Annotated in this window: 10 protein-coding genes; 8 read left to right on the top strand and 2 right to left on the bottom strand. The window is 70.9% G+C overall.

Features of this window, described 5'->3' with window-relative positions:
• Positions 1-4: 4 nt before the first annotated feature.
• Positions 5-2,797, bottom strand: coding sequence for a penicillin acylase family protein (locus tag ACFYOU_RS03335; RefSeq protein WP_391303165.1), 2,793 nt, complete (start codon positions 2,795-2,797; stop codon positions 5-7).
• 199 nt (positions 2,798-2,996) lie between these two features.
• Between ACFYOU_RS03335 and ACFYOU_RS03340 the strand changes: the two genes are divergently transcribed.
• The 6 genes from ACFYOU_RS03340 to ACFYOU_RS03365 all read left to right on the top strand — a co-directional run bounded on the left by ACFYOU_RS03340 (position 2,997) and on the right by ACFYOU_RS03365 (position 9,830).
• Positions 2,997-4,511, top strand: coding sequence for a potassium/proton antiporter (locus tag ACFYOU_RS03340; protein ID WP_391303773.1), 1,515 nt, complete (start codon positions 2,997-2,999; stop codon positions 4,509-4,511).
• Between the two features lie 765 nt (positions 4,512-5,276).
• The gene (locus ACFYOU_RS03345; protein WP_391303167.1) at positions 5,277-6,647 is read left to right on the top strand and encodes an MFS transporter; all 1,371 of its coding nucleotides are present in this window, start codon (positions 5,277-5,279) and stop codon (positions 6,645-6,647) included.
• Positions 6,648-6,714: 67 nt separating this feature from the next.
• On the top strand, positions 6,715-7,053 hold the full coding sequence (locus tag ACFYOU_RS03350) for an FmdB family zinc ribbon protein (RefSeq protein ID WP_391303169.1): 339 nt from the start codon (positions 6,715-6,717) through the stop codon (positions 7,051-7,053).
• A gap of 125 nt (positions 7,054-7,178) precedes the next feature.
• A complete protein-coding gene (locus ACFYOU_RS03355; RefSeq protein ID WP_391303171.1) occupies positions 7,179-8,138 on the top strand; it encodes an S-methyl-5'-thioadenosine phosphorylase in 960 nt (319 codons plus the stop codon).
• A 714-nt stretch (positions 8,139-8,852) separates the two neighbouring features.
• Positions 8,853-9,128, top strand: a complete 276-nt coding sequence (locus ACFYOU_RS03360) for a hypothetical protein (protein ID WP_391303173.1) — start codon at positions 8,853-8,855, stop codon at positions 9,126-9,128.
• A gap of 162 nt (positions 9,129-9,290) precedes the next feature.
• Positions 9,291-9,830, top strand: coding sequence for an MscL family protein (locus tag ACFYOU_RS03365; protein ID WP_389772040.1), 540 nt, complete (start codon positions 9,291-9,293; stop codon positions 9,828-9,830).
• 199 nt (positions 9,831-10,029) lie between these two features.
• Here ACFYOU_RS03365 and ACFYOU_RS03370 read toward each other — a convergent pair whose 3' ends face one another.
• Positions 10,030-10,212, bottom strand: coding sequence for a hypothetical protein (locus tag ACFYOU_RS03370; protein WP_389772037.1), 183 nt, complete (start codon positions 10,210-10,212; stop codon positions 10,030-10,032).
• 212 nt (positions 10,213-10,424) lie between these two features.
• On the opposite strand from ACFYOU_RS03370, the gene ACFYOU_RS03375 reads away from it, so the two are divergent.
• Positions 10,425-11,633: a low temperature requirement protein A gene (locus tag ACFYOU_RS03375; RefSeq protein ID WP_391303176.1), complete on the top strand. Its 1,209-nt coding sequence runs from the start codon at positions 10,425-10,427 to the stop codon at positions 11,631-11,633.
• 501 nt (positions 11,634-12,134) lie between these two features.
• Complete coding sequence (locus tag ACFYOU_RS03380) at positions 12,135-13,256, top strand: P1 family peptidase (RefSeq protein WP_391303178.1); 1,122 nt, start codon at positions 12,135-12,137, stop codon at positions 13,254-13,256.
• Positions 13,257-13,414 lie beyond the last annotated feature (158 nt).

The raw sequence follows: 13,414 nt of genomic DNA on the forward strand, positions 1-13,414 counted from the left end.
CGTCTCAGGGCCGCAGCGACAACGTGTCCGCGGTGGTCTCCTCCACGGCCTTCTCGGAGAACGCCCAGTCGAGCAGCTCGCCCCTGGCCCACTTGTCCGTCTGATCGGTGTAGTGGGCGTTGTAGGCGTGGCCCGAGGCACCGGTCAGGTTGATCCACTTGGACTTGTCGAGGTCGTCCAGGTTGACCACCATGCGCATCGACGGCACCCAGATCACGTCGTAGCCGCCCGCCGCGTTCCAACCGGTGGCGTTGACCGCGGCCTCGCCGCCGCCGAGGTTCCAGGGACCCCGGTTGAGGGCGAACTTCAGGAAGCCGGGACCCTCGGTGCCCAGCGTCTGGTTCTCCAGCGTGAGCTGGTGCAACCGGCCCCAGCTCCAGCTGTCGATGTCCTTGCCGAGCTCGGCGGTCAGCTCCCAGCGCGCGTCCTCCAGGGCCTGCGCGAACAGCTCGTCCCGGGTGTCGATCTCCTTGTCGGACGGGGTCTTCCACCAACCGTTGTCCTCGTCCTTGACGAGCCCCCGGACGATCTCGAACCAGCGGTCGCCGCCGTCCGGCTGCGCCGAGTCCCCGTCCCGCTCGCCGCACTCCTGCACCCGGACGTCCTCGTCGGCGGGACCGGTGTTCTCGGCGGGCTCCACGTACAGGCACTCGCCCTTGACCCGCAGTTCCTTCGGCAGCTTGTGGCCGAAGGCGAGCTTGAGGACGTTGCGCCACACGGCGTTGAAGTAGGCCGCCGCCGCGGAGTCGGGCGACTGGGTGTAGTTCCAGCCCTCCAGCAGCTTCTGCGCCTCGCGCACGTGCTTGTCGGACACGTCGATCTTCAGCAGCATCGGCGTCAGCAGCTTGGCGATCTCGCTGCTGTTGTCGGTCTGCATCTGCCGCATGTCCTCGGTGGAGATCTTTCCACCGGCCTTGGTCTTCGACTCGATGAGGTCGGTGATGCGCTGGCTGCGCGCGCCGTAGCCCCAGTCGGCGGTCAGCGCGTGGGGGTACGTGTCGGGGTCGACGACCGCCTGGTTCGCGGTGACGATGTACCCCCGCTCCGGGTTGTACTCGTACGGCAGCGCGTCCTGGTCGATGTATCCGGTCCAGCGGTAGTCGGGGTCCCAGCCGGGCGCGGGCAGCGACCCGTCGTGGCCCTCGGCGCGCAGCGGGATCCGGCCGGGGGCCTGGTACCCGATGTTGTTCTCGGTGTCCGCGTAGACGAGGTTCTGCGAGGGCACCTCGAAGTCGGCGGCGCCCTTGCGGAACTCGTTCCAGTTCTTCGCGCGGTTGATGGCGAAGAGCGCGTCCATGGACTTGCCGGGGGTGAGGGCGGTCCAGCGCAGCGAGACGCCGTAGCCGTCACCGCGGTCGGGCGCCGAGCTGTCGACGGCGGCCTTCTTGCCGACCGTGCCGAGCTCGTCGCTGCGGTCGGAGAGCAGGGGGCCGTTCTCGGTCTCCCGGATGGTGATCGGCTTCGACTCGCCCCCGGCGACCCGGATGGTCTCCTTGCGCGTCTTGAAGGGCACCACCTTGCCGTCGTACTGGTAGCCGTCCCCGGTGAACTTCTCCAGGTACAGGTCGGTGACGTCGGCGCCCAGGTTGGTCAGGCCCCAGGAGATGTCCCGGTTGTGGCCGATGACCACGCCCGGCATGCCCGCGATGGTGAACCCGGACACGTCGTACGAGCAGTTCTCGGAGACGTCCCGGCAGTGCAGGCCCATCTGGTACCAGACCGAGGGCAGCTGCGGCGACAGGTGCGGGTCGTTCGCGAGCAGCGGCTTGCCCGTGATGGTGTGCTTGCCGGCGATGACCCACGAGTTGGAGCCGATGCCGTTGCCGTTGGGGCCGAACACCGCGGGGATGCCGTCGAGGACCTCGGACAGGCCCGCGAGCTGGCTCTGGAGGCCGTCGGTGGCGGCCTGCGCACCGCCGGCCGCGCCCGATCCGGTCCCCGACCCGGTCCCCACGCCCTGCTGACCGGTCTGCCCCTGCTGGCCTGTCTGGCCCTGCTGGCCGGTGCCCTTCGGCTCGTACGTCTTGCTCGCGGCGTCGTACGCGCCCTCCTGCACGATCGGCTTGTTCCGGTCGTACGGGTAGCCGGGGTACAGGTCCTTGATCTGCGACGGGCCGAGCCGGCTGGTCATCAGGGAACGGTCGATCTCGTCCTGCATGTTGCCGCGCAGGTCCCAGGCCATGGCCTTCAACCAGGCCACCGAGTCGACGGGCGTCCAGGGCTGCGGCGCGTAGTCGTTGGTGAAGCCGAGGGCGGCGTACTCCACCGAGATGTCCTTGCCGTCCTTGCCGGCGAGGTAGGCGTTGACGCCCTTCGCGTACGCCTGGAGGTACTTCTTGGTCTCGGGCGAGAGCTTGGAGTCGTACTCCTCCTGCGCGACCCGGTGCCATCCGAGGGTGCGCAGGAACTCGTCCGTCTCGATCTGGCTCTTGCCGAACATCTCGGAGAGCCGACCGGACGTCGTGTGACGCCGGACGTCCATCTCCCAGAAGCGGTCCTGCGCCTGTACGTAACCCTGGGCCATGAACAGGTCCTCGTCGGAGGACGCGTAGACCTGGGGGATGCCGTTGCCGTCACGCTTGACGTCGACGGGCCCGGCGAGTCCGGCGAGCTTGATGGAGCCCTTGGTCTGCGGGAAGGAGGCACGCACCGTGCTGACGCTCCAGTAGGCCCCGTAGCCCACCCCGGCCACGATGGCCAGCACCAGCACGATGACGAACAAACGGCCTTTCCGGCCCTTCTTCCTGACGGACCTGTCGGCCTGCTGGCCGGAGGAGGCGGTGGTGTTGGCGGGCATCGCTGTCCTTGCTGTCCTTCGCGAGCGGCAGGGGGTCAATCGGGCGGCGCGGTCTCGGCAGCCGTACACGGAAACACTGGAGCAACCATAGGCGCAGGGCGTGACCACACCGGACGCGGAGTCAGGAACCCCGACCATACGAACATACGAGGGCGTCAAGGAAGCGTTAACGATTAGGTAAGGTAACGAAGTACCGAGACTGTGCGCAGAAAGGATTCGGCCACTGACCGTTCACCACCTCAACCAGCTCCTGCTCGTCTGCTCACTGGTCCTGCTGATCGCGGTGGCTGCGGTCCGGATCTCCTCACGCAGCGGGCTGCCGAGCCTGCTCGTCTACCTGGGCATCGGCGTCGCCATCGGCCAGGACGGCATCGGCAACGTCAGCTTCAACAACGCCGAGTTGACCCAGGTCATCGGGTACGCGGCCCTGGTCGTGATCCTCGCCGAAGGCGGCCTGGGCACGAAGTGGAAGGAGATCAAACCCGCCTTGCCAGCCGCGGCGGTGCTCTCCACGGTCGGTGTGGCCGTGAGCGTCGGCATCACCGCCACGGCAGCGCACTACCTGGTCGGACTGGAGTGGCGACAGGCACTGATCATCGGCGCGGTGGTGTCCTCCACCGACGCGGCGGCCGTGTTCTCCGTGCTCCGCAAGGTGCCCCTGCCCTCCCGGGTGAACGGTGTCCTCGAAGCCGAGTCCGGCTTCAACGACGCCCCCGTGGTGATCCTCGTCGTCGCCTTCTCGACCGCCGGCCCCATCGAGAGCTGGTACGTCCTCCTCGGCAAGATCACCCTGGAACTCGCCATCGGCGCGGCCATCGGCATCGCCGTCGGCGTCCTCGGCGCCTACGCCCTGCGGCACGTGGCACTGCCCGCGTCCGGCCTCTACCCCATCGCCGTCATGGCCATCGCCGTCACCGCCTACGCGGCGGGCGCCCTCGCCCACGGCAGCGGCTTCCTCGCCGTCTACCTCGCGGCCATGGTCCTCGGCAACGCCAAACTGCCGCACGCACCCGCGACCCGGGGCTTCGCGGAGGGGCTCGGCTGGATCGCGCAGATCGGCATGTTCGTCCTGCTCGGCCTGCTGGTCACCCCGCACGACCTCGCCGACGACATCCTGCCCGCCATCGTCATCGGACTCGTCCTGACGGCCGTGGCCCGCCCGCTGGAGGTGGTCCTCAGCCTGCTGCCGTTCCGCATGCCCTGGCAGGAGAAGGCCCTGATGTCCTGGGCCGGCCTGCGCGGCGCCGTCCCCATCATCCTGGCCACCATCCCCATGGTGAACGGAGTGGAGGACAGCCGCCGGATCTTCAACATCGTGTTCGTGCTGGTGGTCGTCTACACCCTCATCCAAGGGCCCACCCTGCCCTGGCTGGCGCGAAAACTCCGGCTGGGCGAGGACTCCGAAGCCGCCGACCTCGGCATCGAATCCGCGCCCCTGGAACAGCTCCGGGGCCATCTGCTGTCCCTGAGGATTCTCAAGGGGTCGCGCATGCACGGGGTCGAGGTGGACGAGCTGCGGCTGCCCGCGGGGTCCGCCGTGACCCTCGTCGTCCGGGACGGCAAGTCCTTCGTGCCGCTGCCGTCGACGGTGCTGCGGCGCGGCGACGACCTCCTCGTCGTCGCGACCGATCCGGTTCGGGACTCGGCGGAGGCTCGGTTGCGGGCGGTGGGCCGGGGCGGCAAGTTGGCCAGCTGGCTGGGGACGGGACGCTGACGCGGCGCCCTCGGTTGGGGGCGCTCGCGACTTGGGGGCGCTCGCGGCTTGGGGGTGCCCTCGGCTCGGGGGGCCGCGGCTTGGTGCCCTCGGCTCGGGGGCGAGCGGCTCGGGGGTGCCCGCGCTCGGCCAGCGGTCAGCGCTCGGGGCCGTCGGGGCACTCGGGGTGAGTGGGGCGAGTGGGCGTTTGCGGGGGCCTCTGCCGCCACGGGAGTGTGCCGCCACGAGGTTCCGCTCGGGACCGGGGTCGGCCGGGTGCACCGCCGGGTGCCCGCCCCGGGCTCGGGGCGGGCCGTGGAGCGGTGGCCAGTGGCCGGCCGTGCCCGACGGGGCGGGGCCGGGTTCGTCACGGCGGGGCACGGTGGGCGCGGGTGCCTCATCTATCGCGCGCGGGGGCCCTACTGCGCGCTGGGCGTACCGGCGTACCGGCGTACCAGTGGTCCCGTGGAGGCGTACCGGCGCGCGACCGTGCGCTCAGCCCGGCAGGAACGCGCCGGCGCGCCTCCACCGGGCCGGCGCGCCCGGGTGATACGTGCCTCATCCGCGTTCGCCTGCCCGTCTCCGCTTCCCGCTGTACGATGCTCGAACACTTCTGATCGAACCAACTCTGCCTGATGCAGAGCTGGCGCGACCGTATGGCGGCCGGCCGTCGCGATGCCCCTTCGCTGTGGGCGGCCCGGTATCTACCGCAGTTCAGCGCAAGAGGACAGCTCTCGACAGCCCCGCGCGGCGGCACTGTCACCAGGCGGCAGAAAGGCACGGGCCGTGGCACCCACGGTCACCTCGAAGCCCGCCCGCCCCGGCTACGGGCAGCTTCTGCGCACACCCGGCGCCTGGACGTTCCTGCTTCCCGGGTTCGCCGCTCGTCTTCCGTTCGCCATGCTGATCATCTCGATCGTGCTGCTGGTCGAGCACACGACGGACTCCTACGGCATCGCGGGCGCGGTGTCCGCGGTCACCGGCGTCTCCATGGCGGTGTTCGGGCCACTGGCCGGCAAGTACGCCGACCGCTTCGGACAGCGCGCGGTCCTGGTCCCCGGCGTGCTGCTGCACACGGCCTCCGTCGTCGGCCTGACGGCCCTCGCCCTCGCCGACGCCCCGCTGTGGGCCCTGTTCGTGGCGGCCGTGCCGACCGGTGCCTCGGTACCGCAGGTGGGCCCCATGGTGCGCGCCCGCTGGGGCGTGACCCTGAACGGTTCACCGCTCGTGACGACCGCGGCGGCCTTCGAGTCCGTCACCGACGAGCTGACCTTCGTCCTGGGTCCGCTGTTCGCGACCGCGCTGTGCACCTCGGTGCACCCGGCCGCGGGACTGCTCACCGAGGCGGGCCTCACCCTGGTCGGCGGTCTGCTCTTCGCCGCACAGAAGGCCACGGAGCCCGTACCGGCGCGACGGCGCGGCGGCGCGGACGCAGGTGCGCACGCGCTGGCAGACACCGGTGCGGACACGGGTAGAGGCACGGGCACGGCTGCGGGCGTCCGGGGCGCGAACGGTGCCCCCGCGCGCGTGGAACACTCATCCGCCCTGCGGGTGCCCGGCGTACGCGTACTGATCGTCGCCTTCCTGGGCATCGGCACCGTCTTCGGCGGCCTCCAGGTCTCCCTCGCCGCCTACACGCAGTCGATCGGTGAGCCCGGCCTCAACGGTGTGCTGTACGGCGTGTTCGCCGCGGGCAACATGCTCGCCGGGCTGCTCTGCGGGGCACTCGCCTGGAAGTCGGCGCCCCACAACCGACTGGTCCTCGGGTACCTCGCACTGGTCGTCACCACCTCGGGGCTGTGGGCCGCCCAGTCGCCCGTGCTGCTCGCGGGCCTCGGGCTCCTCGTCGGCATGAGCATCGCCCCGGGGCTGGTCACCGGGTACACGCTCGTCGAACGCCTCGTCCCGCCGACCGCCCGCACCGAGGCGTTCACGCTGCTGACCGCGGCCGTCGCGCTCGGTCAGGCCGCCGCGGTCACGACCGCCGGCCAGCTGGAGGACCGGGCCTGGGACGGTGCCGGATTCCTGGTACCGCTGGGGGGCACCGCTCTCGCCCTGGTGGTCCTGGTGAGCCTTCGTTCCCGGCTCGCGGCACCGGCCGTCGAACGGACCGTGGCACGTGGCGTGGGTCACCGCACACCGGTGCCGGTGGACTGATTCAACGGAATACGTCACTATGGACCGTCGTTAGCACTCATTGAGTGAGAGTGCCAGGAGGATGCAAGTGCCGACGTACCAGTACCAGTGCACCGAGTGCGGTGAGGGCCTCGAAGCGGTGCAGAAGTTCACCGACGACGCCCTGACCGAGTGCCCCAACTGCGGTGGCCGCCTCAAGAAGGTGTTCTCCGCCGTCGGCATCGTCTTCAAGGGATCCGGCTTCTACCGCAACGACAGCCGCGGTTCGTCGTCGAGCAGCTCGCCCGCCGCCGCGTCGAAGTCGTCCGGGTCCGGTTCCTCCGGTTCCGGCGAGTCGTCGACGTCCTCGTCGAGCACTTCGTCAAGCACCTCGACGTCCACTTCGTCGAGCAGCTCGTCGAGCACGAGCAGCTCGTCCGCGGCCTGAGCGCCTCACCCGCTCACGTCTGAACGCCCCGTCGGCCCCGTAGGGGGCCGCACACGCTGAGGGACCCCGACCGTCCGAGGACGCGGGGTCCCTCCGTGCTGTCCCCCACGGCTACTGTGCGGACCATGGCAGACAAGGCGAACGTGACACGAGCGGCCCGTGGGAACACGCCGGAGGCCCCCGCGCCGACGGCGGCCGGCACCTCGGCCGAGCCCTCCCCGGTGGACAGCGCAACGCCCGACACCTTTGCGGCGCACCGAGCAGAGATCGGCGTGATCGGCGGGTCCGGCTTCTACTCCTTCCTCGACAACGTGACCGAAGTGCACGTCGACACCCCCTACGGGGCTCCGAGCGACGCACTCTTCATCGGCGAGATCGCCGGCCGCCGGGTCGCGTTCCTGCCCCGGCACGGCCGCGGCCACCACCTGCCGCCGCACCGCATCAACTACCGCGCCAACCTCTGGGCCCTGCGGTCCGTGGGGGTGCGGCAGGTGCTCGGCCCCTGTGCGGTGGGAGGGCTGCGGACCGAGTACGGCCCGGGAACCCTGCTCGTCCCCGACCAGTTGGTCGACCGGACGAAGTCCCGTGCGCAGACCTACTTCGACGGCGTTCCGCGCCCCGACGGAACCGTTCCGAACGTCGTCCACGTGTCGTTCGCCGACCCCTACTGCTCCACGGGCCGTCGCATCGCGGTGAAGGCCGCCCGCAGCCTCGACTGGGAACCGGTGGACGGCGGCACGCTGGTGGTGATCGAAGGCCCCCGGTTCTCCACCAGGGCGGAATCCCTGTGGCACGCCGCCCAGGGCTGGTCCGTGGTCGGGATGACCGGGCACCCCGAGGCGGTGCTCGCCCGTGAACTCGCGCTCTGTTACACCTCGATGACCCTGGTGACCGACCTGGACGCCGGTGCGGAGACCGGGGACGGCGTCTCGCACGAGGAGGTCCTCAAGGTCTTCGCCACGAACGTCGACCGGCTCCGGACGGTCCTGTTCGACACGGTGGCCGGGCTCCCCGCGGACGCCGAGCGGGACTGCCTGTGCACGGGCGCCCTGGCCGGAACCGACACGGGCGTGGAACTGCCGTAGGACCCGGACCGGCCCCGTCGCCGCCGGCGGTGCGGCAGCGGCGGGGCCGCGGGCAGCCCCGGACCGCAGGTAGTTCCGGTCCGCAGGTGGCTCTGGACCGCAGGTAGTTCCGGTCCGCACGTGGCTCTGGACCGCAGGTGGCTCCGGGCCTCGGGGCGGCTCCGGGGACGGTAGTGACACGGGGTCCGGGAGCAGAGTCCGCTGCGCCCGGAGGCTCTACAGCAACCCCTGCTTCGCGGAACTACCCGTTCGGGTGAGGCAGTTATCCACAACGGCCGGGGCGCCCACACCCGCCAGCAAGGATTCGTCCCGTCCCTCAAGGTGGACGGCAACGTGTCCTTCCCTCCCCGGTGGTGAACCGTGCCGCATCCCCACTCGCCCCCTGCCTCCCGGCCCCCCGCGGCCCAGTCCTCCCGGTACCTGTGGCCGCCCTCCGAAGGGCGCCGCACCACGGAGGAACCCACCGCCCCGCCGGTCCGCAGCGAGGTCCCGCCGACGAGCGCGGTGCCCCCCTTCCCTCCGGTGCGGGTTCGCGGCGGACTCCCGCCGTTGCGCAGGATCACCCGTCACGGGCGGCGGGCCGCAGCGGTGTGCCTAGTGGCAACCGCGGTCGCGCTGCTGTCCCTCGAACCACGGCTGCCTCCGCCCGGAACGGACGGGAAGGCCGGCCCTGCCGCCCCGCGGGAACACGAGCCGGCATCGGAGCGACCCGCCGTGGCGGACTGGGTACGCGCACCCGTACGCATCGCCGACCCGGCGGTCGCACGGCTCCTGAAGCGCGGCGACCGCATCGACGTCATCGCGACGGACGGTACCCCGTCGGGCCGGTCCGGCAGGGTCGTGGCGGCCGGGGTGCGCGTGGTCGAACTGCCCCCGACCGCCGACGGGGCGGCGGAGGGCGGGGCCTTGGTGGTCCTCGCGACGACCCGCGGCGCCGCTACCCGACTCGCGGGCGCCAGCGGGTCCCGACTGGCGGTGGTCCTGCGATGAACACCCACCGGTGGCCCCGTAATGCCCTCCGAGCGATCGCCACCATCCGTTCACTCTCACGTCACTCCATCGCGTCAACGGATTGGACAGGGTGGCGGAGCCCTGACGTAGGTTGCGGAGTTGTTTGTTCCGCAAGCTGTACGTGCGAAGAGGGGCCTCCTAGTGAGCGAGAAGAAGAAGCCGAACATCTGGGAAGGCTTCAAGGCGTTCCTCATGCGGGGGAACGTGATCGACCTGGCGGTGGCCGTGGTCATCGGCGCCGCGTTCACGAACGTCGTGAACTCCGTGGTGAAGGGCGTGATCAACCCTCTCGTCGGCGCGTTCGGCACCAAGAACCTGGACGCGTACAGCTCCTGCTTGAAGGGGCCCTGCAGCTACGACGCGAAGACCGGAACGGCCACGAGCGGCATCCCGATCATGTGGGGATCGGTTCTCAGCGCGGCGCTCACCTTCGTGATCACCGCGGCGGTCGTGTACTTCCTGATGGTGCTGCCGATGTCGAAGTACCTGGCGCGTCAGGCGGACCGCAGGGCCGCCAAGGAAGGCGCACAGGAAGTCATCGAGGTGTCCGAGCTGGAGGTGCTCAAGGAGATCCGCGACGCCCTGGTGGCACAGCGCGGTCCGGGAACAGGCACGGGCACGGGTACCGGTCCGGGAACAGGCACCGGTCCGGCTACGGGTCCGGGGACCGACCGGCTGTAACGGCTCAGCGGGGACGAGCCCCGCGCGACCTGGTGGACGCCCTCGTCGGCCGGTGCGCGCGGGGCTCGCGTGCGCTCAGCCGCCGCCGGCTCCTGGACGCCGTGCACCGATCCCCGGGGTCACCGGGGAGGCGTTCCTCCGGCCCGGGCAGCTCCGGCCACGGTGACGGACGCCCGGCACCCCGGTTGTGGCGCTGGATTCAGAGGTGGTGGGGCGGCTTCTCATCGAGGAACCGTGCCAGGTCGGAGGCGGCGTCGCCGCTGGACGCCGGGGCGTCGCCCCAGCCCCGGTCCGAGTCGTCCGGCGCCGGCTGCGACAGCGGGTCGTCGAAGATCAGCGCAGGTCGGGGGTCTCGTGGCTCGGACGCGGGACGGGTACTCATGCCTCCAGCGTACGCAGGGTGCAACCCCGACCCGTGCCACACGGACCGGCCCGCTCCCCGCCCGCGGGAGGATCGTGCGCGCCAGCGGGCCGAGGGCAGGACCCCACAGGACCTCGCGGACGGACCCTTCGCGGTGCGCGTTAGGCGGTATCTCGGCCGACACAGGGCGTCCGCGCCCCCGGGTCACCGCCCCGTTCTGCTGAGCTGCTGGCATGACCTCCTCCAGCTCCCCGTCGGCGGCCGGGCCCGGGGCGCCACTGCGCCCCTTGGTCGCCCGCGGACGGGACGAAGCGCACCGTGTGGCGTCTCCCCTGGAACTCTTCTTCGACCTGTGCTTCGTGGTGGCCGTCGCGCAGGCGGGCGGCTCGCTGGTGCACTCCGTGGTCGAGGGCCACGCCGGGGAGGGGGTGCTGAACTACGCGATGGTCTTCTTCGCGATCTTCTGGGCGTGGGTCAACTTCAGCTGGTTCGCGTCGGCCTACGACAACGACGACGCGTTGTTCAGAGTGGTCACGCTGGTGCAGATGGCCGGTGTCCTGGTGCTGGCTGCCGGGGTGTCGGAGGCGTTCGCGCATCACTTCTTCGTGGTCTGGCTCGGCTATCTGATCATGCGCCTCGCGATGGTGACCCAGTGGCTGAGGGCAGCACGCGGATGCACCGGGGCCGAACGCAGCACGGCCATGCGGTACGCGATCGGCATCGCGCTGTGCCAGGTGGGGTGGCTGTTCTTGCTCCTCCTCCCGGAGGACGCCCTCCCGTGGACGTTCCTGGCGATGGCGATCGCGGAGCTGTCCGTACCGGCAGTGGCGGAGCGGAAGCACTCGACGGCGTGGCACCCCCACCACATCGCGGAACGGTACGGACTGTTCACGATCATCGTGCTGGGCGAGTCGATCGCGGCGGCCACCGTCGCCGTGAAGTCGGCCGTCGACGAGCACGACGAGTTGGGCCGATTGATCCCCGTCTCGATCGGCAGTCTGCTGATCGTGTTCGCCGCGTGGTGGATCTACTTTGCGGTGCCGAACCGCAGCCGCACGATCAGCAACCGCCAGGCGTTCCTGTGGGGGTACGGCCACTACCTCGTGCTGGGCTCGGCGGCGGCGATCGGCGCGGGCACCGAGATCTTCGTGGAACACACCGTGGGACAGGCCCACGTCTCCCAGCTGGCGGCGAGCGCCTCGGTGACCATCCCCACGGCGGTGTACCTGCTGACCGTGTGGTGGCTGCTGGCCCGGCGTTCCAAGCACGGGATCGCGGGGCAGTCGGTCCTGCCGGCGACGACCCTGGCGGTCCTCGCCTGCACGTTCGCCGGCCAGTGGTCCGTGCTGGCAGCCGGGCTGGTGCTGACGGTCACGATCACGGTCGGCATGGCCCTGTCGTCCCGGACGGCCCGTCGGACGTCAGGACGAACAACGGGCTGACCCCCACGGCACGGCCCGCGCCACGGAAACGACCGCGTGCGGCCCCCGGGACACCCGACGCAGCGAACGACGCACCCCGCGGGAGTCACGGCCCGACGGAAGTCGACGGGCAGACGGGAGCCGACGGGCGGACGGCGCGGCGCACGGGCTCCGGGAGCGGCCCGCGCCCGGAAGGTTCCCGCAGCCGCGCGCCCGCCCGCCCACGCAACCGCGTACAGGTCCCGCGCAGCGTGCCGCGGAACCACGCCCCGGGACCCGCCGCCGGCGAACGGACGGAAGGGGCGGCGCCCGAAGCACCTACGGACTCCACCGTGTACTGCGGCGAGCCGTCGATGGTCTCGCTGCTGGTCCAGGTGTGGACGGCGCTGTTCAAGGCAGCCGGCCGGCACGTGCTCCGCGATCTGCACATGCTCCGCGATCTACTCGGTCTGCGCGGACACCGGCTCACGACCCGGTGGTCACCTCGACGTACATGGCTACGCCACGTGGTACCCAGGGTCCATGACGGAGCAGACTGCGCACAGCGCCCAGGAGCCGAGTGACCTGCCCGCTCTGGTCGACGCGCTCACCGATGTGGCCGGACTGCGGGTCGGCCATGCGACCTTGGTTGGGGACGGCTATCTGACGGGCACCACGGTCGTACTCGCGCCGGAAGGCGGGGTCACGGCCGCCGTCGACGTGCGCGGAGGCGGACCCGGCACCAAGGAGACGGATGCGCTCGACCCTCGCAACGTGGTGCAGCGCATCGATGCGGTGGTGCTGACCGGAGGCAGCGCGTACGGACTGGACGCGGCGACCGGCGTGATGGGCTGGTTGGAGGACCGGGGCCGAGGCGTGAGAGTCGGCTCGGCCCCCTCACACGTCGTGCCGGTCGTTCCCGCGGCATGCGTCTTCGACCTGGGACGCGGTGGTGACTTCCGGGCGCGGCCGGATGCGTCGACCGGTAGGGCGGCGGTGGAGGCAGCGGCTGCCAGCGGTCTCCGTGCGCCGGTTCCCGTGGGTGGGGTGGGCGCCGGCACCGGCAGTGTCGTGGGTCGACTCAAGGGCGGGGTGGGCACGGCCAGCACCCGCTTGGCCTCGGGGGTGGTCGTGGCCGCGCTGGTGGTGGCGAACGCAGCCGGGTCCGCATGGGACGCACGGACGGGTGTGCTGTACGGGGAGTACTTCGAGGGCAAGGTGACCTATCCCGATCGGGTGCTACTCGATCGGGCCGAACGGCTGCTCGAAAACGCCGCCCGGAGGAACGCGGAGTCCGCGGGGCACGCGGCGTCGACGCGGCTGGCCGCGCCGCCCCTGAACACCACGCTGGCCGTCGTGGCGACGGACGCCGACCTGACGAGGGCCCAGGCCCAGAAGCTCGCCGGTACGGCACATGACGGGATCGCTCGGGCCGTCCGTCCAGTGCACCTACTCAACGACGGTGACACCGTGTTCGCCCTCGCGTCGGGTCAGCACGCACTCTCACCGGACGACGACCCCTTGGCACTGAACGACGTGCTCGCCGCCGGGGCTGACATGGTGACGCGCGCGATCGTCCGCGCCGTACGGGCAGCCGAGTCGACGACCAGCACGGGAGGCGTCTTTCCCTCCTACACGGAGTTGACGGAGTTGCGCGACGGCTGATCTCAGCGGTCACGTGCCGGACCGTCACGAGCCAGAACCAGAAGGAACGATTCGGCGCTGAGCCAACCCCCCTCTCGAACTGGGAGCAGATCGCCCAGCCCATGTGAACTGTGAGCAACTGAAGCAGCTCGCGACATCAACCACGCATGGCGACGCGT

Source organism: Streptomyces sp. NPDC005955 (genome assembly GCF_042871255.1).
GTDB lineage: Bacteria > Actinomycetota > Actinomycetes > Streptomycetales > Streptomycetaceae > Streptomyces.

Excerpts from the sequence above, each read along its gene's own strand:
- ACFYOU_RS03370 (WP_389772037.1), bottom strand. The coding sequence starts at position 10,212 with ATGAGTACCCGTCCCGCGTCCGAGCCACGAGACCCCCGACCTGCGCTG.
- ACFYOU_RS03355 (WP_391303171.1), top strand. The coding sequence starts at position 7,179 with ATGGCAGACAAGGCGAACGTGACACGAGCGGCCCGTGGGAACACGCCG.
- ACFYOU_RS03380 (WP_391303178.1), top strand. The coding sequence starts at position 12,135 with ATGACGGAGCAGACTGCGCACAGCGCCCAGGAGCCGAGTGACCTGCCC.
- ACFYOU_RS03335 (WP_391303165.1), bottom strand. The coding sequence starts at position 2,797 with ATGCCCGCCAACACCACCGCCTCCTCCGGCCAGCAGGCCGACAGGTCC.
- ACFYOU_RS03375 (WP_391303176.1), top strand. The coding sequence starts at position 10,425 with ATGACCTCCTCCAGCTCCCCGTCGGCGGCCGGGCCCGGGGCGCCACTG.